The organism is Haloarcula pellucida (assembly GCF_014647235.1).
Taxonomy (GTDB): Archaea; Halobacteriota; Halobacteria; order Halobacteriales; family Haloarculaceae; genus Haloarcula; species Haloarcula pellucida.
In genome coordinates this window covers 263,760-282,479 of the sequence record NZ_BMOU01000001.1, presented here as the reverse complement: position 1 = coordinate 282,479, position 18,720 = coordinate 263,760, and the positions used below count along the sequence as shown (strand labels likewise).

19 protein-coding genes are annotated in these 18,720 nt (G+C 66.7%); 9 read left to right on the top strand and 10 right to left on the bottom strand.

Features of this window, described 5'->3' with window-relative positions; genetic code table 11:
- Nucleotides 1-29: 29 nt before the first annotated feature.
- The 3 genes from IEY28_RS01510 to IEY28_RS01500 all read right to left on the bottom strand — a co-directional run bounded on the left by IEY28_RS01510 (nt 30) and on the right by IEY28_RS01500 (nt 3,599).
- On the bottom strand, nt 30-1,301 hold the full coding sequence (locus tag IEY28_RS01510; RefSeq protein ID WP_188993891.1) for a TIGR00341 family protein: 1,272 nt from the start codon (nt 1,299-1,301) through the stop codon (nt 30-32).
- 141 nt (nt 1,302-1,442) lie between these two features.
- Nucleotides 1,443-2,777: a DEAD/DEAH box helicase family protein gene (locus tag IEY28_RS01505; protein WP_188993889.1), complete on the bottom strand. Its 1,335-nt coding sequence runs from the start codon at nt 2,775-2,777 to the stop codon at nt 1,443-1,445.
- A 42-nt stretch (nt 2,778-2,819) separates the two neighbouring features.
- Nucleotides 2,820-3,599 carry a YihY/virulence factor BrkB family protein gene (locus IEY28_RS01500; protein WP_188993887.1) on the bottom strand — a complete coding sequence of 260 codons (780 nt, stop codon included), beginning with the start codon at nt 3,597-3,599 and terminating at the stop codon, nt 2,820-2,822.
- A gap of 122 nt (nt 3,600-3,721) precedes the next feature.
- Between IEY28_RS01500 and IEY28_RS01495 the strand changes: the two genes are divergently transcribed.
- The 4 genes from IEY28_RS01495 (at nt 3,722) to dnaK (ending at nt 7,573) form a co-directional block, all read left to right on the top strand.
- Entirely contained in the window at nt 3,722-3,913 is a 192-nt protein-coding gene (locus IEY28_RS01495) for a DUF1328 domain-containing protein (protein WP_188993884.1), read from the top strand.
- 51 nt (nt 3,914-3,964) lie between these two features.
- Nucleotides 3,965-4,585, top strand: a complete 621-nt coding sequence (locus IEY28_RS01490) for a hypothetical protein (protein WP_188993882.1) — start codon at nt 3,965-3,967, stop codon at nt 4,583-4,585.
- A gap of 42 nt (nt 4,586-4,627) precedes the next feature.
- Entirely contained in the window at nt 4,628-5,299 is a 672-nt protein-coding gene (locus IEY28_RS01485) for a nucleotide exchange factor GrpE (RefSeq protein WP_188993880.1), read from the top strand.
- 360 nt (nt 5,300-5,659) lie between these two features.
- Nucleotides 5,660-7,573: a molecular chaperone DnaK gene (gene dnaK, locus IEY28_RS01480; RefSeq protein WP_188993877.1), complete on the top strand. Its 1,914-nt coding sequence runs from the start codon at nt 5,660-5,662 to the stop codon at nt 7,571-7,573.
- A gap of 131 nt (nt 7,574-7,704) precedes the next feature.
- On the opposite strand, the gene IEY28_RS01475 is transcribed toward dnaK, so the two are convergent.
- Together IEY28_RS01475 and IEY28_RS01470 are read right to left on the bottom strand one after the other, a co-directional pair.
- The gene (locus IEY28_RS01475) at nt 7,705-9,444 is read right to left on the bottom strand and encodes a Rieske (2Fe-2S) protein (protein WP_188993875.1); all 1,740 of its coding nucleotides are present in this window, start codon (nt 9,442-9,444) and stop codon (nt 7,705-7,707) included.
- A 65-nt stretch (nt 9,445-9,509) separates the two neighbouring features.
- Nucleotides 9,510-10,031, bottom strand: a complete 522-nt coding sequence (locus IEY28_RS01470) for a type IV pilin (protein WP_188993873.1) — start codon at nt 10,029-10,031, stop codon at nt 9,510-9,512.
- 133 nt (nt 10,032-10,164) lie between these two features.
- Here IEY28_RS01470 and dnaJ point away from each other — a divergent pair, with 133 nt between their 5' ends.
- Nucleotides 10,165-11,316: a molecular chaperone DnaJ gene (dnaJ, locus tag IEY28_RS01465; RefSeq protein ID WP_188993871.1), complete on the top strand. Its 1,152-nt coding sequence runs from the start codon at nt 10,165-10,167 to the stop codon at nt 11,314-11,316.
- A gap of 85 nt (nt 11,317-11,401) precedes the next feature.
- Nucleotides 11,402-12,151, top strand: a complete 750-nt coding sequence (locus IEY28_RS01460) for a class I adenylate-forming enzyme family protein (RefSeq protein ID WP_188993869.1) — start codon at nt 11,402-11,404, stop codon at nt 12,149-12,151.
- Here IEY28_RS01460 and IEY28_RS01455 read toward each other — a convergent pair.
- The 3 genes from IEY28_RS01455 to IEY28_RS01445 form a co-directional block, all read right to left on the bottom strand.
- Complete coding sequence (locus IEY28_RS01455; RefSeq protein WP_166968854.1) at nt 12,143-12,328, bottom strand: DUF7333 family protein; 186 nt, start codon at nt 12,326-12,328, stop codon at nt 12,143-12,145. The two genes, IEY28_RS01460 and IEY28_RS01455, sit on opposite strands and share 9 nt — an antisense overlap.
- 47 nt (nt 12,329-12,375) lie before the next feature.
- Nucleotides 12,376-13,116, bottom strand: coding sequence for a hypothetical protein (locus IEY28_RS01450; RefSeq protein ID WP_188993867.1), 741 nt, complete (start codon nt 13,114-13,116; stop codon nt 12,376-12,378).
- 130 nt (nt 13,117-13,246) lie between these two features.
- The gene (locus tag IEY28_RS01445) at nt 13,247-14,038 is read right to left on the bottom strand and encodes an aldo/keto reductase (protein ID WP_188995666.1); all 792 of its coding nucleotides are present in this window, start codon (nt 14,036-14,038) and stop codon (nt 13,247-13,249) included.
- Nucleotides 14,039-14,189: 151 nt separating this feature from the next.
- Between IEY28_RS01445 and IEY28_RS01440 the strand changes: the two genes are divergently transcribed.
- Nucleotides 14,190-14,870: a halocyanin domain-containing protein gene (locus IEY28_RS01440; protein ID WP_188993864.1), complete on the top strand. Its 681-nt coding sequence runs from the start codon at nt 14,190-14,192 to the stop codon at nt 14,868-14,870.
- A 21-nt stretch (nt 14,871-14,891) separates the two neighbouring features.
- On the opposite strand, the gene IEY28_RS01435 is transcribed toward IEY28_RS01440, so the two are convergent.
- Nucleotides 14,892-15,416, bottom strand: a complete 525-nt coding sequence (locus tag IEY28_RS01435; protein ID WP_188993863.1) for an SRPBCC family protein — start codon at nt 15,414-15,416, stop codon at nt 14,892-14,894.
- 139 nt (nt 15,417-15,555) lie between these two features.
- Here IEY28_RS01435 and IEY28_RS01430 point away from each other — a divergent pair, with 139 nt between their 5' ends.
- The gene (locus IEY28_RS01430; protein WP_166968846.1) at nt 15,556-15,828 is read left to right on the top strand and encodes a MarR family transcriptional regulator; all 273 of its coding nucleotides are present in this window, start codon (nt 15,556-15,558) and stop codon (nt 15,826-15,828) included.
- Between the two features lie 106 nt (nt 15,829-15,934).
- On the top strand, nt 15,935-17,008 hold the full coding sequence (locus IEY28_RS01425; protein ID WP_188993862.1) for a tubulin/FtsZ family protein: 1,074 nt from the start codon (nt 15,935-15,937) through the stop codon (nt 17,006-17,008).
- A gap of 131 nt (nt 17,009-17,139) precedes the next feature.
- Here IEY28_RS01425 and IEY28_RS01420 read toward each other — a convergent pair whose 3' ends face one another.
- Entirely contained in the window at nt 17,140-18,483 is a 1,344-nt protein-coding gene (locus IEY28_RS01420) for an alkaline phosphatase family protein (RefSeq protein ID WP_188993861.1), read from the bottom strand.
- Between the last annotated feature and the right edge of the window lie 237 nt (nt 18,484-18,720).

The following is an 18,720-nucleotide window of genomic DNA, read 5'->3' as shown; positions in this document are numbered from 1 at the left end:
CGCCCCGTGTCACTCGGTCGCGTCTCGGGTCATCGAGCGGTCTGCCGGTCGACGAACGTCACCTCGACGCTCGACTCCTCGGCGATGGCAGCCGTGACCGCCGCCTCCAGTCTGGTTGCCAGTCTGGGATACGCCGTGTCGTCGGGCCGACTCACCTGCACCGTGACCTCACGGTCGAACCTGTAGACGCTGACGCCGCCAAAGCGGGTCCGCACCGACAACAACCGGAGGTCCTCGTACGACTCGTCGGCGAGCGTCTCCTCGACGGCATCGTTGACCGACGTCTCGACCTGCATCTGTCGCACCGTCACGGTGCTCGCACCCGCAAACGTCGCCAGCAGGACGAGCAGCGCCATCACGGTGGGCGCGTACTGCCGGACCGTCCCGAGATTCGGCCACCCGTGTCCCCAGTCCCGAGGTCGGAATCCGAGGCCCCAGAGGACGAGAAAACCAGTGAGGTTGATAGACGCGGCGTTCACCAGCAGGAGGATACCCGCCCCGAGCGCCACCGCGGGGAGGCCCCACGCGATGCCGACGCCGACGGCGGCCGCCGCGGGGATGAGCGCCGCGGCGATCATGACGCCGACGAGCGAGACCGGCAGCGCTGTCGCGAGGCCGACGGCACCGGCGGCCCCGGCACACAGCCCGACGGCCAGCGAGAGGAATCCGGGGGAGATGCGCTGCGCTATCTGCTGGACCGTCGTCACGCGCAACTGACCGGGGACGAACCCGGCGTGCCGCACGAGAAATCCGAAAGTAGCCGCGCTCGCCACCGCAAGCAACAGTCCGAGTAGCTGGTCGCGAAACCCCTCTTTCACCAGCAGTCGGTCGTCGAGCGTCGTCCCGACGGCGGCGATGAGCGCCGACCCGACCTGCGGCGCGATGACCATCGACCCGACGACGATAGCAGGCGAGTCCAGCAAGAGGCCGGCCGTCGCGACCACCGCGCTCAGGATGGTCATTCCGTAGTACGTGACGGCCCCGGGGTTCATCCCGACCGCACGGCCACGGAGTTCGTCGTGGGAGATGCGGTCCGCGTGACTCTCCGCCGCGACGGACTGGTCCGGCCGGGCCGTCTCCGCGGTGGCGACGACGGCGTAGCGGTCGGGGTCCAGTCCCGCCGATTCGAGTTCCTCGAACACCTCGTCGACGGCCTCTGGCGGAATCGGGAACTGGATGAGCGACGCCTCACCGCCGGCGCTCTCCTCGTCGGTCTGTACGTAGCTTATCTCGCGGTCGTCGAGCACCGCCCGAACGGTGTCGAGGTCGCCGTCTTCGACCCGTATCTGTATCAGGCGCACCGCTCGCGCCTCCACAGGACGGTCTGTGCCAGAGAGAACAGAGACTGCATCCAGCCGAACAGACCGGCCCGAAGCCGTTATTTATGCAGCCCTTAGGCAACCGTGACTCGGCTTACCGATTCCGCAGCGGTGTGAGTGGGCCTAACGGCGCCGACGCGCGACCCGTTCCTCGGCGGTCGCCTCCGTGACGAGTTCGTACAGCAGCGCCCGTCCGCCGTCGACCTTCGGTCGGAGAACTCGGCCGAGACGCTGGGTGAACTCCCGCTCGGACCCGCTCCCCGAGAGGACGACGGCGACGTTGGCGTCGGGGACGTCCACGCCCTCGTCTAAGACGTTCGCCGTCACCACGCGAGAGTACGTCCCGTCGCGGAACCGCTCCAGAATCTCGCGGCGCTCGCTCGCGCCCGTCTCGTGGGTTATCGCCGGGAGGAGGAACCGTTCGGAGAGACGGTAGACGAGGTCCGTGTAGGCGGTGAAGACGATGACGCGGTCGTCGCGGTGTCGGTCGAGGATGTCGGCCAGTCGCTCGACCTTCCGACGGGCGTTCATCATCACCTCGCGGGCGCGTTGCTTCGCAAGCAGGGCCTCCCGGGCCGCGGGGTCGGTGCCCGAGCGCTTGACGAGTTCCTGATAGTCACTGCCCGAGCGCAACTGGATGTTCGACCGTTTCAGGTAGTCCGTGAACGTGCCCTGTTCGGCCTCGTAGCGTTCCCGTTCGTCGTCGGTGAGTTCGACCTCGACGCGTTTGATGTCGTAGTCGGCGAGGTGGTCGCCCGCCAGTTCGTCGACCGAGAGGTCGTAGACGAGGGGGCCGACCAGTTCCTCGACGACCTCGTGGGCGCCGTCGGGGCGTTCGAACGTCGCCGTGAGGCCCATCCGCGCCGGTGCGGCGAGCAGTCGGGCGATGTCGCGGTATCCCTCGCCGCCGAGGTGGTGGACCTCGTCGAAGACGACGAGGCCGAACCGGTCGCCCAGTTCGTCGGCCCGGAGGTACGCCGAGTCGTAGGTGGCGACGGTGACCGATTCGACGCGCTGTTCGCCGCCGCCCAGACGGCCGATAGGGCGGTCGAACTCCCGTTCGAGTTCGCGCTGCCACTGCTCCAGTAGGTCGATGGTCGGGACGACGACGAGCGTCGGGGTATCGAGCGCCACCATCGCGGCGATGCCGACGACCGTCTTCCCGCTCCCGGTCGGGAGTTCCAGACAGCCACGGTCGCCGGCCTCGCGCCACGCCGACAGCGCCGCCTGCTGGTACTCGCGCAGGTCGTACGTCGTCGAGAGCGAGAGGGAGTCGGTGTCGAGGACGCGGTCGGCGTAGTCGACTCCGCTGTTGGCTACCGCGGCCCGGAGTTCCGCGTAGCGGTAGGCCGGGGCCCGGGCGCTCTTCGACCGGTCGTCACGCTCGACGCCAGGCAGGCCCGGTGGCACCTCCCCGTCGAGTCGGACGGTGCCCGACTCGAAGGTCAACTCCAGCACGGACTGCGGTTCGTCGGGGTCGCCGATAACGGTTTCGCGGCGTCACCGACGGCCGGCGACGACGGCGTTGAGGAGTGCGCCCGCGAGGACGAGCGAACTGCCGAAGAACAGCCACATCACGAACAGGACGACCGCACCGAGCAATTCCGAGACCGTGCGCGGTCCGACAGCGAGGTAGAGGTCGAAGCCGAGGCGGAGGAGTTCCCATCCGCCCGCAGCGAGGACGGTCCCGGGCAGCGCCTCCGTCACCGAGAGGTCCACGTCGGGGAGCGTGTAGTACAGCGGCCAGAGGAGGGCAGCGACGACGAGGACGCGAACGAGCGCTACTGCCGGGCCCGTCACCGTCGTTCCTGTGAGGCTAACGGCGAGGCGAACGCCGAGGACAGCGGCGACGGCCCCGCCGACGCCGACCATCGCTACGAGGCCGTTGGTAAACCGACCGCCGACCGACGACTCTGTCCGGTACACCCTCGCGAACGCGGCGTCCAGTCCTCGGAACAGTCGCAACACGCCCCACAGGAGGACGACGGCACTCCCGAAGGAGGCTTGCCACCGACCCGCCGCGCCGGTGACGGCCTCCCTGAGCAGCCGAGTCCCCACCGGAGAGAGTGCCGTGCCTGCGGCGCTGACGAGCGCGTCTGCGACAGTTTCGTCCCAGAGTGCGGTCACGGCGGTCATCGTGAGGACGCTGGCGGGGACGAGCGCCACCAACCCGTAGTACGCGAGCGCGGCCGCCGTCAGTCCGAACTCCATCTCGCGACTGGCGAGGACGACACGACGCCCGGTCTCGCGGAGCGTCTCCGGTCGGTCGGGAGCGCCCATACGTCGATGGACGCCCGTCGGTGGTTAGCTATGGTCAGCATACTACCGCAGCGCCGAATAACGACGCAATTACCCACCTTTACCAGACTGATAACTAATGTCACAGTGCCCGAAGGACCACTATGATCCGCTCTCTGGCCGTCGTCCCGCTTCAGTTCAGTGGCGGGTTCCTCGAGTACGCGCTCGTCTTCCTCGTCCTCGCAGTGATCGCCGGGCTGGCGGGGTTCCGCGGTATCGCCGGCCTGAGTATGAGTATCGCGAAGATACTCGTGGTCATCTTCCTCGTTCTCATGGTCGTCTCGCTGCTCCTGTGAACCACGTTTCACCGAAACAACATCTATAACCCTGTGTCTCGAACTGTCGATATGGACCGGTGGGTCGACCCCGACGAGACTGACCCGGCGACGTGGCGTGGTAGCGGACCACACGAGGACCTCCGACGGGGTGACGACGTCGGGTCCGTCCTCGAACGAGCGGCCCAGACCCCGCTCCCCTACCAGTACGAGGAGGACCGGCACTACAGCGAGGCCGTCGCAGAGATGTTCCGAACGAGTCAGTTCTCGAACGTTCGCGTCGTCTACAACTGCGGGATCGACGCCCACCGGCGTATCAAGGTGCTCACTCGGGGATTGCTCTGGGGTGGCGGCGAGGACCACCAGCGGTTCAAGGCCCAGTACCGCCGCCCGCCGCCGCCGACCGAGACAGTCCCGTTCGGTGAGTACACGGTCTGGACGCGCTTTCAGTACGGACACATCGAGCGAACGGACGACGGCGTGACATTCTCGCCGGGCGACAGCGCACCGGAAGAGAAACTCGAAACGCTGGCGTGGGCCGACCTCTATGAACCTGTCCGGCAGCGACTCGCCGAACTCGAACTCGTCCGGAACCCGCCGTTCGCGAAGTACCGCCTGCAGGAACTCGACGAATGGGAGCAGTACCGCACCCAGTTCCGGTACGCCGCCGACGCGTTCGCGCTGGGTCCGTGACGTTTCTGAATCCTTTTATTCGTGTGACGACTCCTATCGTGTATGACTGAGCAGGACGCCGCCGAGGAGGAGACGCCCCCAAGCGACGACGTTCCGGAGGACGTCGAGGTGGAAGCGGCCCCCGACGATATCGACGCCGACGACATCGACCTCGACGACGTGACCGGAGCGGACGAACCGGCCGTCGAGGAACTGGTCGACCGCGTCGCCGAGTCGGACCCCGAAGACGTGGCCCAAGAACTCGCGGCGCTCCGGACCCGCGCCGACAGTCTGGAGAGTCAGGTCGAAGCCCTCGAATCCGAGACCGAGGAACTCGAAGACAAACTCAAGCGCAAACAGGCGGAGTTCCAGAACTACAAGAAACGGATGGACAAGCGCCGCGAGGAGGAGAAACAGCGCGCGACCGAGGACCTCGTGACCCGCATCTTAGACGTTCGCGACAACCTCGAACGCGCCCTGCAACAGGACGAAGACACCGACATTCGCAGCGGCGTCGAGTCGACTCTGCGCCAACTCGACGACGTCCTCGCGGCCGAGAACGTCGAGGTCATCGACCCCGAACCCGGAGAAGACGTCGACCCGACCCAGCATCAGGTACTCGCTCGCGTCGAGAGCGACGAAGCGGCTGGCTCGATTGCGGACGTACACCGCCCCGGCTACGAGATGGCCGAGAAGGTGCTCCGAGAGGCACAGGTCACCGTCAGTGAGGAGTAGCGAGGGGCGTGCGACCGACGGGAGCACGGCCCTCGAAGGGCGAGCGGGGAACCCAGTGACCCGCGAGGAGTAGCGAGACGCCGACCGAAGGGAGGGGTCTCGAAGCGACGCGGTGAGTGAAACGAACCGCGGAGCAGTAGCAAAGGGCACGAACGCGGTGAGCGGCCCTCGACACGGCGCGGCGGCCCCGCCGTGAGCGCTCTCCCGACGACCGAACGGTCGGATTGCGGTACTTCATATACTCTCCGGTCGCCGCCGTCGTGAGCGTCGAAAACCGCCGGGAGGCGGCCACTCGTCGCGGTTCGTGAGTCAGCCCATCTAGCAACTTTTAACCGGCCGAGTCCGCTATCAGCGGGTAAGATGGCGAGCAACAAGATTCTGGGTATCGACCTCGGGACCACGAACAGTGCGTTCGCGGTCATGGAAGGTGGCGACCCCGAAATCATCGTCAACGGCGAAGGCGAACGGACGACACCCTCCGTCGTCGCGTTCGACGACGGGGAGCGCCTCGTCGGCAAGCCAGCGAAGAATCAGGCCGTTAAGAACCCCGACGAGACGATTCAGTCCATCAAGCGGCACATGGGCGAAGACGACTACTCGGTCGAACTCGACGGCGAGGAGTACACGCCCGAGCAGGTCTCGGCGATGATCCTCCAGAAGATCAAGCACGACGCCGAGGAGTACCTCGGCGACGAGGTGGAGAAGGCCGTCATCACCGTCCCGGCGTACTTCAACGACCGCCAGCGACAGGCGACGAAGGACGCCGGCGAGATCGCCGGCTTCGAGGTCGAGCGCATCGTCAACGAACCGACCGCGGCCGCGATGGCCTACGGCCTCGACGACGAGTCCGATCAGACGGTTCTCGTCTACGACCTCGGTGGCGGGACCTTCGACGTCTCCATCCTCGATCTCGGCGGCGGCGTCTACGAGGTCGTCGCGACCAACGGGGACAACGACCTCGGGGGCGACGACTGGGACCACGCCATCATCGACTATCTGGCCGACGAGTTCGAGGCCGAACACGGTATCGACCTGCGCGAGGACCGACAGGCCCTCCAGCGCCTCACCGAGGCCGCCGAGGAAGCCAAGGTCGAACTCTCCTCGCGCAAGGAGACCCGCATCAACCTGCCGTTCATCGCGACGACCGACGACGGGCCGCTCGACCTCGAACAGAAGCTCACCCGTGCGAAGTTCGAGTCCCTGACCGAGGACCTCATCGAGCGCACCGTCGGCCCGACGGAGCAGGCGCTCTCGGACGCCGGCTACAGCAAGTCCGACATCGACGAGGTCATCCTCGTCGGTGGCTCGACCCGGATGCCCCAAGTCCAGGAGAAAGTCGAGGAGATGACCGGACAGGAACCGAAAAAGAACGTCAACCCCGACGAGGCCGTCGCGCTGGGCGCCGCGATTCAGGGTGGCGTCCTCTCCGGCGACGTCGACGACATCGTCCTGCTGGACGTGACGCCGCTCTCGCTGGGCGTCGAGGTCAAGGGCGGCCTGTTCGAGCGCCTCATCGAGAAGAACACCACGATTCCCACGGAGGAATCGAAGATATTCACCACGGCCCAAGCCAACCAGACGCAGGTCCAGATCCGCGTCTTCCAGGGCGAGCGTGAGATCGCCGAGGAGAACGAACTGCTCGGCGCCTTCGCCCTCTCGGGCATCCCGCCGGCCCCGGCCGGGACGCCGCAGATCGAGGTGTCGTTCAACATCGACGAGAACGGCATCGTCAACGTCGAAGCCGAGGACAAGGGCTCCGGTAACAAGGAAGACATCACCATCGAAGGCGGCGCCGGCCTCTCCGACGAGCAGATAGAGGAGATGCAGGAGGAGGCCGAACAGCACGCCGAAGAGGACGAGGAGCGCCGCAAGCGCATCGAGGCCCGCAACGAGGCCGAGGCCGCCGTGCGCCGCGCCGAGACGCTCATCGAGGAGAACGAGGAGGACATCGACGAGGACCTCGTCGCCGACATCGAGGCGAAGATAGCGGACGTCGAGGAGACCCTCGAAGACGAGGACGCCGACACCGAGGCCTACGAGGCGGTCACCGAGGCCCTCTCCGAAGAACTGCAGGAGATCGGCAAGCAGATGTACGAAGGACAGGCCCAGCAGGCCGCCGGCGGTGCCGGTGGCGCTGCGGGTGCCGGTCCGGGCGGCATGGGCGGTGCCGGACCCGGTGGCGCTGCCGGCGGTGCCGCGGGCGGTGCGGCCGGACAGGGCGAGGAGTACGTCGACGCCGACTTCGAGGACGTCGAAGAGGACGACGACGAGTAAGTCGGCGTCCTCTTCGGCTCGTCAGAGCTTGCTCTGACGGTGTTTCGAAAAGCGAGCGGAGCGAAGTTTTTCGAAGTAGACACGAGTAACGTGACGGCCGCTTCGCCGACCTCACCCCCGTTCTTCGAGCGCTACTCCTCCCCGTGAATCGACTCCCCCCGGAACAGGCGGTGGGCGATGGTGAACGTCTGTTCGCGTTCGCGGCGGGTCGGGAAGTGCGCCGCGAGATAGCGAGCGGTGGCGATAAGCGGGAGGCGTCGCTCGTCGTTGGATTCCGCGAACGCCACTTGCCGGAACGCGGCCTCGACGTTCTGGAGTTCGTGGAAGCCGGCGTCCTCGCGGAGCAGTCCCTCGCCGAGCGCCTGTTTCAGGGCGTCGACGTCGCCGCCCGCGTCGAAGTACTCGCTGACCAACGCGCCGGCCTCGTTCACCCGGCCCTGTTCGTCGAACGTCGCGAGGAGGGCGTCGCGAATCGCCTCGGGGTCGCGGTCCGACTCACCGGGGGCGGGTATCGGCGCGGCGGGCGTGTTGAGGAAGCGGTCCAGATACACCGACATCGCGCCGTCGAAACAGGGTCTGTACGCGTCGATGGCGTCGGTGCGGGCGGCCAGCGCGTGGGCGGCGTTGGCGTAGCTGAACGTGTGGTGGACCGTGTTCCAGTCGCTGAACTCGTTGCTGGTCGCGAACTGGGCGACGCGACGGGCCGCCGCCAGCGCGACGGCCCGAGTCACCTGTTCGGCCGTCGCGCCCTCGCGGATGGCGTTCCGCAGCGCGTCGAGTACGGTTTCGGGGTCGTCTGCGAGCAACGTCTCGACGAAGTCGTCGGGTCGGTCCCACTCCCGGCCCTCGCCTGCGGCCACGAGGTCCGGGAGGGCGTCGTGCGCGTCGAAACACAGGGCCGCCACGTCGATTGGCTGGCGCCACTGGGACAGTTCCTCGCTCCTGCTGGCGTCGGTGAACTGGTCGACGGTCGAGGCGAGGACGTCCTCGGCGTGCGCCCAGCCGACGTGGTCCAGCGTCTCGACGGCCTTGTTCACGAAGTCGAGCGTGTGGCCGGCGTTCATGTAGAGGTGGTCGGTGGCCGCGGCCAGCAACATCTCGATCACGTCCTCGCGGGGTAGGACGGCGGCCGCGGTGCGGAGACAGCGCTCTGCGCCGTCGTCGTCGCGGACCTCACACGTTTCACGGAACCACGACTTGAGGCGGGCTTTCGAGAGGTCCCGATTGCTGAGTTCGTACTGGTCGAAGCGTGGCGGTTCGCCCGAGCAGTCGTCGGCGACTTCGGTGACGCCGACGTACATCGCGCGTAGCTTCTCGTCGTGGGCCACGTCGTCGTAGAGGTTCGCCATCGCGCCGAGGGTCGTCAGGCCGCGGCCCCAGCCCATCGAGCGGTAGGTCGTCCCGAAGTCCACGGCGGTTTCGAGCGGCGTCGTGAAACCCTCGCCGAGGTCGTCTACGTTGATGACGGCCTTCGCCGCGACGAGGTCGATGTTCTCCTGCATCGCGTCGGCCAGTCGGTTGCGCCAGTGGGTTTCGGGCGGCACGTCGGGTTCGGGGTCCGGATGGACGTACACGTCGCCGTCGCGTATCTCGACGGGGAACGTCTGGACGTCGTCGGCCCACGGGTCCAGAGTGTCCCCACAGGCCAACTCGAAGCGAGCGTGGTGCCAGTGACAGGTCAGGAGGCCGTCGTCGACGGTGCCCTTCGAGAGGGGAAACCCCATGTGAGGACAGCGGTTGTCGACGGCGTAGACGGTTCCCTCGTGGTGGAAGAGGGCGATAGACCGGCCGCCGACCTGCGCCAGTTGCGGCGAGTTCTCGGCGAGGTGGGCAAGCGGGAACAGTTCGCGGTAGGCGTCCTCGGTAGCCATGTATGAACAGTCGGCACAGGTGAGTGTAAAGATTCGCTGAGACGAGTGCGTGTTGTCACAGTCGCTTACGCAGTCCCGTCCCCGACGGTGACCGTCCCCAGCGTCGCCGTCCGCTCGTTCGGCGCGCCGACGAGCCGTCCCGTCCAGACGACGGCGACGGTGTCGCCCGATTCGAGGTAGAAGCCGACCGAGCCGTCACCGTCGAGGTAGTCCCCGTCGCCGTCGCTGTCGACTCGGGGGTCGTCGACGGTGACGGAGTCGCCCGTGGTGACGGGGAACTCGGACGCCTCGTCGGCCCACAGCAGCGTCGTCGTCGCGTTACGGTCGGCGTCGGTGACGACGACGGCGAGTTCGGTCGTGCTGGTGGCGGTCAGTCGGTCGCCGCCAGTGTGAGACACCGTAATCGACCCGGCCTCGGCGTCGTAGGTGCCCTGTACGTCGACGCTGGGAGTCGCCGTCCGCAGGTCGGCGCCGGGGCCCGCAACGAGCGCCGCCAGCCCCGCGATGGCCAGCGCTGCGAGTAGCCAGACCGCGACGCGCTCGACGGTCACGACACCGCGCGTGCCCGACCGGGAGGTCCCCCTCATTGGTGCATCCGTCCAGCGGCACCGAAATAAGCGCCCCGGTCACGCTCCGACGGCGGCCGCACCCGTCGACGCGACGACCAGTACCAGACCCGTTCCGTTGAAGTGGCTGAGTCCAGTATCCATCGCACAACGAATGAGCCAGGACTTCTATGAGATACTGGGCGTCTCGCGGGACGCCTCCGAGGACGAGATTCAGGAGGCGTACCGCGAGAAGGCCCGGGAGTTCCACCCCGACGTCAGCGACGACCCGAACGCCGAGGAGAAGTTCAAGAAGGCGAAGAAGGCAAAGGAGGTCCTCACGGACGACGAGAAGCGCCAGATGTACGACCAGATGGGTCACGAGCGCTTCGAACAGGCCGAGAAGCGCGGCGGCGCCGGCGGTGGCGCCGGCCGCGGCGGCATGGGCGGCGACCCCTTCGGTGGCGGCGCCGGCGGGTTCGACATGCAGGACATCTTCGACCAGTTCTTCGGTGGCGGCGGTCGCCGAGGCGGCGGCAACCGCCCGCAACAGGGCCAAGACCTCCAGACCCGACTGGAGATAGATCTAGAGGAGGCCTACACGGGGACCACGAAGCAGTTGAACATCACGCGTCCGGAGACCTGTGACGATTGCGACGGCAAGGGCCATCCGCCGAGCGCCGACTCCCAGACCTGCCCGGAGTGTAACGGACAGGGCCAGACCACGCGGGTCCAGCAGACACCGATGGGACGAGTCCAACAGACCGCCACCTGTCGCCGCTGTGAGGGTGACGGGACGCTGTACGACGAGACCTGTTCGACCTGCCGTGGCAGCGGCACCGTCCAGAACGACGCGTCGCTGGAGGTGGAGATTCCGCCCGGCGTCGAGGACGGCCAGACGCTCCGGATGGAACGTGAGGGCGCGCCCGGCGAACGCGGCGGTCCCAACGGCGACTTGCTGATACAGTTGTCGGTCCGGGACCACCCTGACTTCGACCGCGAGGGCGACGACCTCTCCCATCAGTACGCCATCTCCTTCCCGCAGGCCGTCTTCGGCGATACGGTCAGCGTACCGACGCTGGACGGCGACGTCGAGATGGACATCCCCGCCGGGACCCAGAGCGGCGAGGTATTCCGACTGGAGGGCAAGGGGATGCCCCGCCTCCGCCGGCGCGGGAACGGCGACCTCTACGTACAGGTGCAGGTCGTCACGCCCGATAGCCTCAACGAGGAGCAACGCGACGCCTTAGAACAGTTCGCGGAGGCCGGCGGCGAGGAGGTCGACGTCGAGGAAGGGTTCTTCGAGAAACTGAAGAACTCCCTGTAACTGCCTCGGCGGGTCGCGTCGAAGCGATCGATTCCGCGGCGCGGGTTCCGTCTGGCTTTTGTCCGGGCACGCCTAACAGACGCCCATGCAGGTACTCGGCGACCTCGTCGCAGACGGGCGCGGCCGTGACGGCCCCCTCTTTACCGCACCGGAACGGACCGCGCCGTACAGTTACCGGGACTTCTGTACGAACGCCTGGAAGGGCGGGAACCTCATGCGCCACTACGGCGTCCGGAAGGGGACCCGCGTCGCCGTCGTCGCCGGACCGAAGAACCCCGTCGACGGCGACGAACCCGGTTATCTCGGGACCGCTCCGGACCCGTTGTTGGCCGTCCTCGCGGCGATGCTCGACGGCGCAATCGTCGACGTGGACCCGCCGGGCGCCGTGGACGCGACTGCGCTGGTCGCCCCGGCGGCGTGGCTGGACCGCTACGAACTCGGACCGGGGACGAAGGCGCTCGCCTACGGCGGGCCGAGCGACGACCCGACCGTCGCCCAGTTCGAGCGCGAACTGTGGAGCGAGAACCCGCTGCAACCGCCGGGCGACGTCGCGCCCGACGACCCGGCGCTGGCCGGCGAACGAACCTACACCCACGGCGACCTGCTGGCGGCGAGCGAGCGAGTCGTCGCCGAGAACGACCTATCAGACGAGACGACAGTCGCGCTTCGCGCACCCGTCACGACCGCGGGCGCAATCGTGGCCGGCCTGCTCGCGCCGATGCAGGCGGGGGCGACGGTGTTGCTCGGCGACGACGACGCCGACGTGGCCGTCGCTCCGGAAGGCGTCGACGTGCCGGAAGAACGAGTGATTCGACCGAGCGATATCTCAGTGTGAGGCGCGGTACTCCCCGTGTTTGACGCCCAGAAGGAGCGTCACGACGCCGAACACGAGCAGTCCACCCAGCACCATCATCACGGTACTGGTGGTCATCGGACTCATCAACGTGCCGACGGCGAGGACGCCGAAGAGCAAGACGAAGGCGGCGGCGGTCTTTGTCAGGTCGAATTCCATGCCGGTCAAGGGTTGGGGTGGAGCGCGCCTAAACGTTGTCCTCGCGGTCATTCCGTCGGTCGGACGAAGTCCGCGAGCGTCACCAGCAGTCCCAGAACCCACCCGACGGGGAACGAGATGGCGACCCACATCACCACGTAGGCCGCGCCTTCGAGGTCGAACGTCCGGGAGAACAGGTCGGCGAGGCCGACCGGAGCGAGGAGGGTATCGAGCAACCACTGGGCGAGCGCGGTGCTGCCGGGGAGCACGACGGCGGCGAGCGTCTTCGAGAACAGCGCTGCGACCACCGGCGGGAGGAAGATGGCCGTCATCGCGAACGGGTAGGCCAGCGCGACTGTCGTCCCGCGCCCGCCCACCGTACGCGCTCCGACCGCAAGCGCCGCCGAGACGGTCGCGACGACACCCGCGAGACCGATGGCGAGGACGCCACCGGCGACGAGGTCCAGTTCGAACCGCGCCAGCGCGGTGAGCCCGCCCCAGACGAGTACCGAGAGGAGGACGACGCCGACGACGCCCAACCGCGTCGCCGTCCCGTCGATGCGGCGGGTCTGGAACCGGAGGAACGCGCCGAGCAACACGAGGGGGTAGACGAGGCCGATGACCGGGACGCCGATGGCAGACCACAGTCGATACAGCAGCATGCCGAACTGCGAGTCCGGCGTCCACGTGCCCAGTACAGTGTCGCCCGCGTTGCGCTGGCGCGGGTAGACAATCTCCATCCACGTCTCGTGTAACCGCCTGAGGTCGACGCGTATCCCACTGACGACCCCGTCACTCCCGGTAGCCATACTCGCCAGTTTACCCCTCCCACCGTTAAAGGTTTCAGGCCGATACGCCCGTCCTGACAGCCTAACGACAGAGAACCGGTCGGTTCACCGACCGGCGTAGCGACGACGGACGACGTGTGTTTCCGACCCGTCAGTCCCACGCGTCGGGTCCGAACGACGGATCGATGCGCCGGTCGGTCCGTTCGACGTCGTCGATGCGGGCGACTGCCTCGTCCGAGAGGGCGAGGGAACTGCTCGACAGGTTGTCGACGATGTGGTCGCGACCGGTGGCCTTCGGGATCGCCGTGACGCCCTTCTCGCGCAGCCACGCGAGACTGACCTGTGCGGCGCTGACGCCGTGGTCGTCCGCGACGTCGGTGAGAACGTCGCTCTCGAACACCTCGCCGCGGGCCAGCGGCGAGTACGCGACGAGTTCGTAGTCGTACTCGGCGGCGTGGGCCCGGAGTTCTCGCTGGGGGAGGAACGGGTGCATCTCCACCTGATTGGCGAACAGCGGGGCGTCGAGAACGTCCATCGCCTCTTCGACGTGGTGTGGTTCGAAGTTCGAGACGCCGACGTTCCGTATCTTGCCCCGCTCGTACAGTTCGTCGAACGCCGCCAGCGTGCCTTCGGCGTCGTAGTCACCGCTCGGCCAGTGGACGTACAGGACGTCGACGGCGTCGACGCCGAGGTCGTCGAGGCTGTCGCCCACGCTGTCGAGGACGGCGTCGTGCGAGAGGTTCGACGTCCAGACCTTCGTGGCGAGGAAGACGTCCTCCCGGTCGACGTCGGCCGCGGCGAGACCGTCGCCGACGGCGGCCTCGTTGCCGTAGGCCTGTGCGGTGTCGACGTGGCGATAGCCGGCTTCGAGCGCCGTCTGGACGCTCGTCGCACACGCGTCCGGGTCGTCGTTCTGCCACGTTCCGAGGCCGAGCATCGGCATGCCGCTCGCTCGCGGAACGCTATCGGTGGTAGAGTCCTGCTGAGACATGTACGGGACCCAAGTGCCTACGCCGGAAAGGAGTTCGGAAAGCGGTCACGGTGGGCGATTGGAAACCGACATATTCACGACGGGGTCCGTCCAAACCCGAAGTATGACAGACGGTAGTGCGGACGTGTCTCGCCGGGCGTTCATGCGGACCGCCGCAGGGGCCACCGCGGCCTCCGCTGCCGCGGGGACCGCTACTGCACAGGAAAGCGGCGGAAACAACTCGAGCGACGGCGGTGGCGGCGGTGGCGGTCCGCCGGACTACGGCAGTTGGTTCAGCAACGTCCAGAACTTCGACGGCGAGACGGTCGATGCGACCGGGCAGGATACGGTAACCGTCACTGTCGGCGCGGAAGGCAACGGTGGCGCGTACGCGTTCGACCCACCCGCAGTCCACGTCGACAACGGGGCGACCGTGAAGTTCGAGTGGACGGGCGAGGGCGGTGGCCACAACGTCAAGTCACAGGGCGACGGCCCACTCGACTCCGGGTCGCCCGTCTCGTCCGCTGGCGTCAACTACGAATACACCTTCGAGGAGGACGGAATCTTCAACTACGTCTGTGTGCCCCACGAAGGCCTCGGTATGAAAGGCGCCGTCGTCGTCGGTACCGACTACCCCACCTCGGGCGGCGGTGGTGGCGGCGGCGGGGGCGGCGGGTCTCCGGAAGTCCCGAACGGCGCGAAGACGCTCGGGGTCGCCACCTCCTTCGTGATGGTCGCGACGCTGGGTCTCGCGTACTTTTTCATGCGGTACGGCGGCGACTACGAGACGCCCGGCGTCGAGTAATCGACCGGGCGCCGGCCGGACTCAGACTGAGTCCGGCCCCGTCTGAATCGCTAGGTCGACGTCGCGGCGCTCCCCTTCGATATCCGCGACGACCCGCTCGACGATTCGCGTCGCTTCCTTGTGGATCAACGGTTTGACCTTCTCGATGACCCAGTCCAGCGAGACGAGTCGTGGCAGGTCGACGGCGTTCGACGACGCCGAGTCCGGATCGAACTCGATGTGGAGGACGACTCGCGAGGCGACGTCGACGCCGTCCGGCGCCGACACCTCCTCGACGTACCAGTACCCCTCGGCGTCGATGTCCTTGACGATACGCCAGTCGATACGCTCGGGTTCGTCGACCCCGGTCACCTCCGAACGCGCGGTGTAGGTGAGCTTCCACCACGAGAACACGAGGTCGTAGTTGGTCCCCGGCGTTCCGTCACCGTCCTGTGTAACCCGGTCGATGTACTCCGAGTAGCGCGCGTACCCCGGGAAGTCGAGCAGGAACTCGTACAGCTCCTCGGGGGGCGCATACACCACCGTGCTGACCTCGACTTCGTCCACACGCCCAATGGGGATGGGTTCGGAAGTAAACTTTCGGGCGTGACCGCCGCCAGCCGCCGATAATGTTGCCGCAAGATTTCTCGTGCGCATGAGAGAGAAGGAGAAATATTATTATCCTGTATCCGATAGGGGAGAGTACATGAGTGCATCCGACATCCAACGCGTAGAGGACGAGGACGAGGAGTCAGTCGGGTGGGAGGCCATCAGAGACCTGCCCCCGAGCGCGAAACTCGTCGCGAAGGTACTGGAGTACAACGAGACGCTTACCCAGAGCCAACTCGCCGAGGAGACGCTTTTGCCGCCTCGAACGGTCCGATACGCGCTGAACCGACTCGAAGAGGTCGGCGTCGTCGACTCCCGGTTCTCCTTTGCGGACGCGCGAAAGCGCATCTACACGCTCAGTATCGAGTGAGCGCCCCCGCGGCCCGCCACCGGGCGTCGCGTCGAACCCCGGTATTGCCGGCACCTCCTCTCGAAACAGGGCAACGTTGATTAGTTACCCGCCAGAGACGTTGGATATGAAAGTCGTCCTGATTGGTGTGGGACAGGCCGGTGGGAAGGTCACACAGTCCCTCGCAGAGTTCGACTACGAGATGGGGTTCAACGCCGTTCGCGGCGCGCTCGCGGTGAACACCGCGAGACCGGACCTCCAGAACCTCGACATCGACACAGCCCTCATCGGACAGGACCGGGTGAAGGGCCACGGCGTCGGTGGCGACAACGAACTGGGCGCACAGATAATGCAAGAAAACGCCACGGAGGTACTAGAGAACCTCGACGGCCGCATCACGACCGAGGCGGAGGCCGTCGTCATCGTCGCCGGTCTCGGCGGCGGGACTGGTTCTGGCGGCGCACCAATGTTGGCGCGCGAACTGAAGCGCATCTACGAGATGCCCGTGTACGTCCTCGGCATCCTCCCCGGCAAGGACGAAGGCGGCCTCTATCAGGCCAACGCCGGTCGCTCGCTCAAGACGGCCGCCCGCGAGTCCGACTCGCTGCTCCTCGTCGACAACGACGCGTGGCGCGGGAGCGGCGACAGCGTCGCCGACGGCTACAAGCGAATCAACGACGCCATCTCTCAGCGCGTCGGCCTCTTGCTCGCCTCCGGCGAGGCCGTCGAGGGCGTCGGCGAGAGCGTCGTCGACTCCTCGGAGATAATCAACACGCTCCGTGGCGGCGGTATATCCTCTATCGGCTACGCCAGTGCACAGGCCAGCGAGGACCCAAGCGAGAACGTCAACACCATCACGAGCGTCACCCGCAACGCCCTCCTGACGAGTATGAGCCTCCCGAACGCCGTCGAGGCGGAGTCAGCCCTGCTGGTCGTCGCCGGCGACCCGGAACGACTCTCCCGGAAAGGCGTCGAACGCGCTCGCCGCTGGGTCGAAGACGAGACGGGCAGCATGGAGGTCCGTGGCGGCGATTTCCCGCTCGGGTCGGACAAGATAGCCGCGCTGGTCGTCCTCTCGGGCGTCGAACGGTCGGGCCGCGTCGACGACTTCATGCGAAAGGCCAACGAGGCCGCAAAGTCACAGGGCGGTACCGTGGACCCCAACGAGTTCGACAACGAGAATCTGGATAGCCTCCTGTAACTCCACTTGTTACTTCGTCGGACGGATTCCGGCCACCACTCGTCGCGAAAACGTCGAGAACGGCCGGCCACTCGCTTCGTTCGTCGTCGGTGAGACGGCGGTTCACGTCCGAACCGCTCGATACAGTGGGTCTACAGTAGACTGCCGCCGTCGAACTCGGTCCGTTCGTAGTCCTGTTCCAGCAGTTCCAGAATCGTCGGCGCGATGTCGTAGAGGTCCGCGTCTCGAACGGTGGCGTCGGCGTCGTCGATCAGCAACGTCGCGTTGTCGAACGAGTGCATCCCGTTGCGGGGGCCGACGTCGAAGACGTCCTCGCTGCCCTTGAACCCGGCCTTGAGGTCGAAGCCGTGGTTCGGGACGACGACGAGGTCCGGGGCGATGTCGTCGTGGTCGCCGCGGAACGCCTCCTCGCGGGTGACCACGCGGTCGGCGACTTTGTTGCCGTTCGGGCCTTCGAGGGCCTCGAGTTTCTCCTTGAGGTCGTTCCGAACCGACTCGTACTCGTCCTCGTCGACGCCGCCGTCGGGTTCGCGCCCGTCGAGGTTGATGTAGAACCGGCCGGGGATGAGCGAGTAGGCTTTGGCGTCTTCGCTGATGTCACCCAGTTCGGAGTGGTCCTCGTCCTCGAACTCCAGCCACCCCTCCTGTTCGAGCCACTCGTTGAAGTGGACCTCGTACTCGAGCGTGGTGAAGCCGTGGTCCGAGGCGACGACCATCGTCACGTCGTCGGCGAGTTGCTCGCGGAGTTTGCCCAGATACTCGTCGACCTTCTCGTAGAAGTCGAAGAACTCCTGCTGGTACTCACCGTCCTGCTCGTAGTGTTTGAACAGGAAGTGGTTGACCCGGTCGGTGGTCATGAACACGCCGAAAAAGAGGTCCCAGTCGTCCTGCTCGACGTAGTGTGAGAACGTCTCGTAGCGCTTTTCGAGCGTCTCGTGAGCGTCCTCGATGAACTCCGTCTTGTCCTCGTCGTGACCCAGTTTGGCGTTGACGTCGATGCGGTAGTTCGTCTCTTCGAGTCGGTCGCGCAGTTCGTCGGGGTAGGCGGCCTTGTCGACGCCGGGCGAGAGGAACCCAGAAACCATGCGCTGGACGTTGCGCTGGGGCGGGAACGTCACGGGGACGTTCAGCACCGTCGCGTCTCGACCCGCCTCGGTGACCCGGTCCCAGAGGCGCGTCGCCTGCACGTCCCGACCCATGGGAACGTACGTGTCGTAGGAGCCGACCTCGCGGTCCTGAAAGCCGTAGACCCCAGTCTGGCCGGGATTGACCCCGGTCGTCAGAGCGGGCCAGCAAGCGCTGGACTCGGGCGGCACGATGCTGTCGATGGGGCCGCCGCTCCCCTCGGTCTTGAGGTCGGTGAGGTTCGGGAACACGTCCGGATGCTCGTCGATGAGGCTGTACGGCACGCCGTCGATGCCGAAGAAGGCGACGCGGGGAGCGTCGTCACCTTTCAGACGGTCGAATAGACCCATGCCCGTCGTTAGACCGGTCGGGGACAAGAAGCTTCTTTTCGTGGCTGTGTCACGGACACCGGCAAAACGCTCGCCGTCGCCGTCGCGTCGATTACCGCTCTGCGTTCTCCGGGACGACTGTCAGGTGGGCGATGCCCGGCGGCGTCGGATCCTCTCGCTCCGCTCCACCACTGGCGTCGGCAAGTGTCGTCTCGGATTGATCGGTCGCCATTGTATCTGTAACACCGGCCGCCATCC

Excerpts from the sequence above, each read along its gene's own strand:
- IEY28_RS01500 (WP_188993887.1), bottom strand. The coding sequence starts at position 3,599 with ATGGGCGCTCCCGACCGACCGGAGACGCTCCGCGAGACCGGGCGTCGT.
- IEY28_RS01495 (WP_188993884.1), top strand. The coding sequence starts at position 3,722 with ATGATCCGCTCTCTGGCCGTCGTCCCGCTTCAGTTCAGTGGCGGGTTC.
- IEY28_RS01490 (WP_188993882.1), top strand. The coding sequence starts at position 3,965 with ATGGACCGGTGGGTCGACCCCGACGAGACTGACCCGGCGACGTGGCGT.
- IEY28_RS01485 (WP_188993880.1), top strand. The coding sequence starts at position 4,628 with ATGACTGAGCAGGACGCCGCCGAGGAGGAGACGCCCCCAAGCGACGAC.
- dnaK (WP_188993877.1), top strand. The coding sequence starts at position 5,660 with ATGGCGAGCAACAAGATTCTGGGTATCGACCTCGGGACCACGAACAGT.
- IEY28_RS01475 (WP_188993875.1), bottom strand. The coding sequence starts at position 9,444 with ATGGCTACCGAGGACGCCTACCGCGAACTGTTCCCGCTTGCCCACCTC.
- IEY28_RS01470 (WP_188993873.1), bottom strand. The coding sequence starts at position 10,031 with ATGAGGGGGACCTCCCGGTCGGGCACGCGCGGTGTCGTGACCGTCGAG.
- dnaJ (WP_188993871.1), top strand. The coding sequence starts at position 10,165 with ATGAGCCAGGACTTCTATGAGATACTGGGCGTCTCGCGGGACGCCTCC.
- IEY28_RS01460 (WP_188993869.1), top strand. The coding sequence starts at position 11,402 with ATGCAGGTACTCGGCGACCTCGTCGCAGACGGGCGCGGCCGTGACGGC.
- IEY28_RS01455 (WP_166968854.1), bottom strand. The coding sequence starts at position 12,328 with ATGGAATTCGACCTGACAAAGACCGCCGCCGCCTTCGTCTTGCTCTTC.
- IEY28_RS01450 (WP_188993867.1), bottom strand. The coding sequence starts at position 13,116 with ATGGCTACCGGGAGTGACGGGGTCGTCAGTGGGATACGCGTCGACCTC.
- IEY28_RS01445 (WP_188995666.1), bottom strand. The coding sequence starts at position 14,038 with ATGCCGATGCTCGGCCTCGGAACGTGGCAGAACGACGACCCGGACGCG.
- IEY28_RS01440 (WP_188993864.1), top strand. The coding sequence starts at position 14,190 with ATGACAGACGGTAGTGCGGACGTGTCTCGCCGGGCGTTCATGCGGACC.
- IEY28_RS01430 (WP_166968846.1), top strand. The coding sequence starts at position 15,556 with ATGAGTGCATCCGACATCCAACGCGTAGAGGACGAGGACGAGGAGTCA.
- IEY28_RS01425 (WP_188993862.1), top strand. The coding sequence starts at position 15,935 with ATGAAAGTCGTCCTGATTGGTGTGGGACAGGCCGGTGGGAAGGTCACA.
- IEY28_RS01420 (WP_188993861.1), bottom strand. The coding sequence starts at position 18,483 with ATGGGTCTATTCGACCGTCTGAAAGGTGACGACGCTCCCCGCGTCGCC.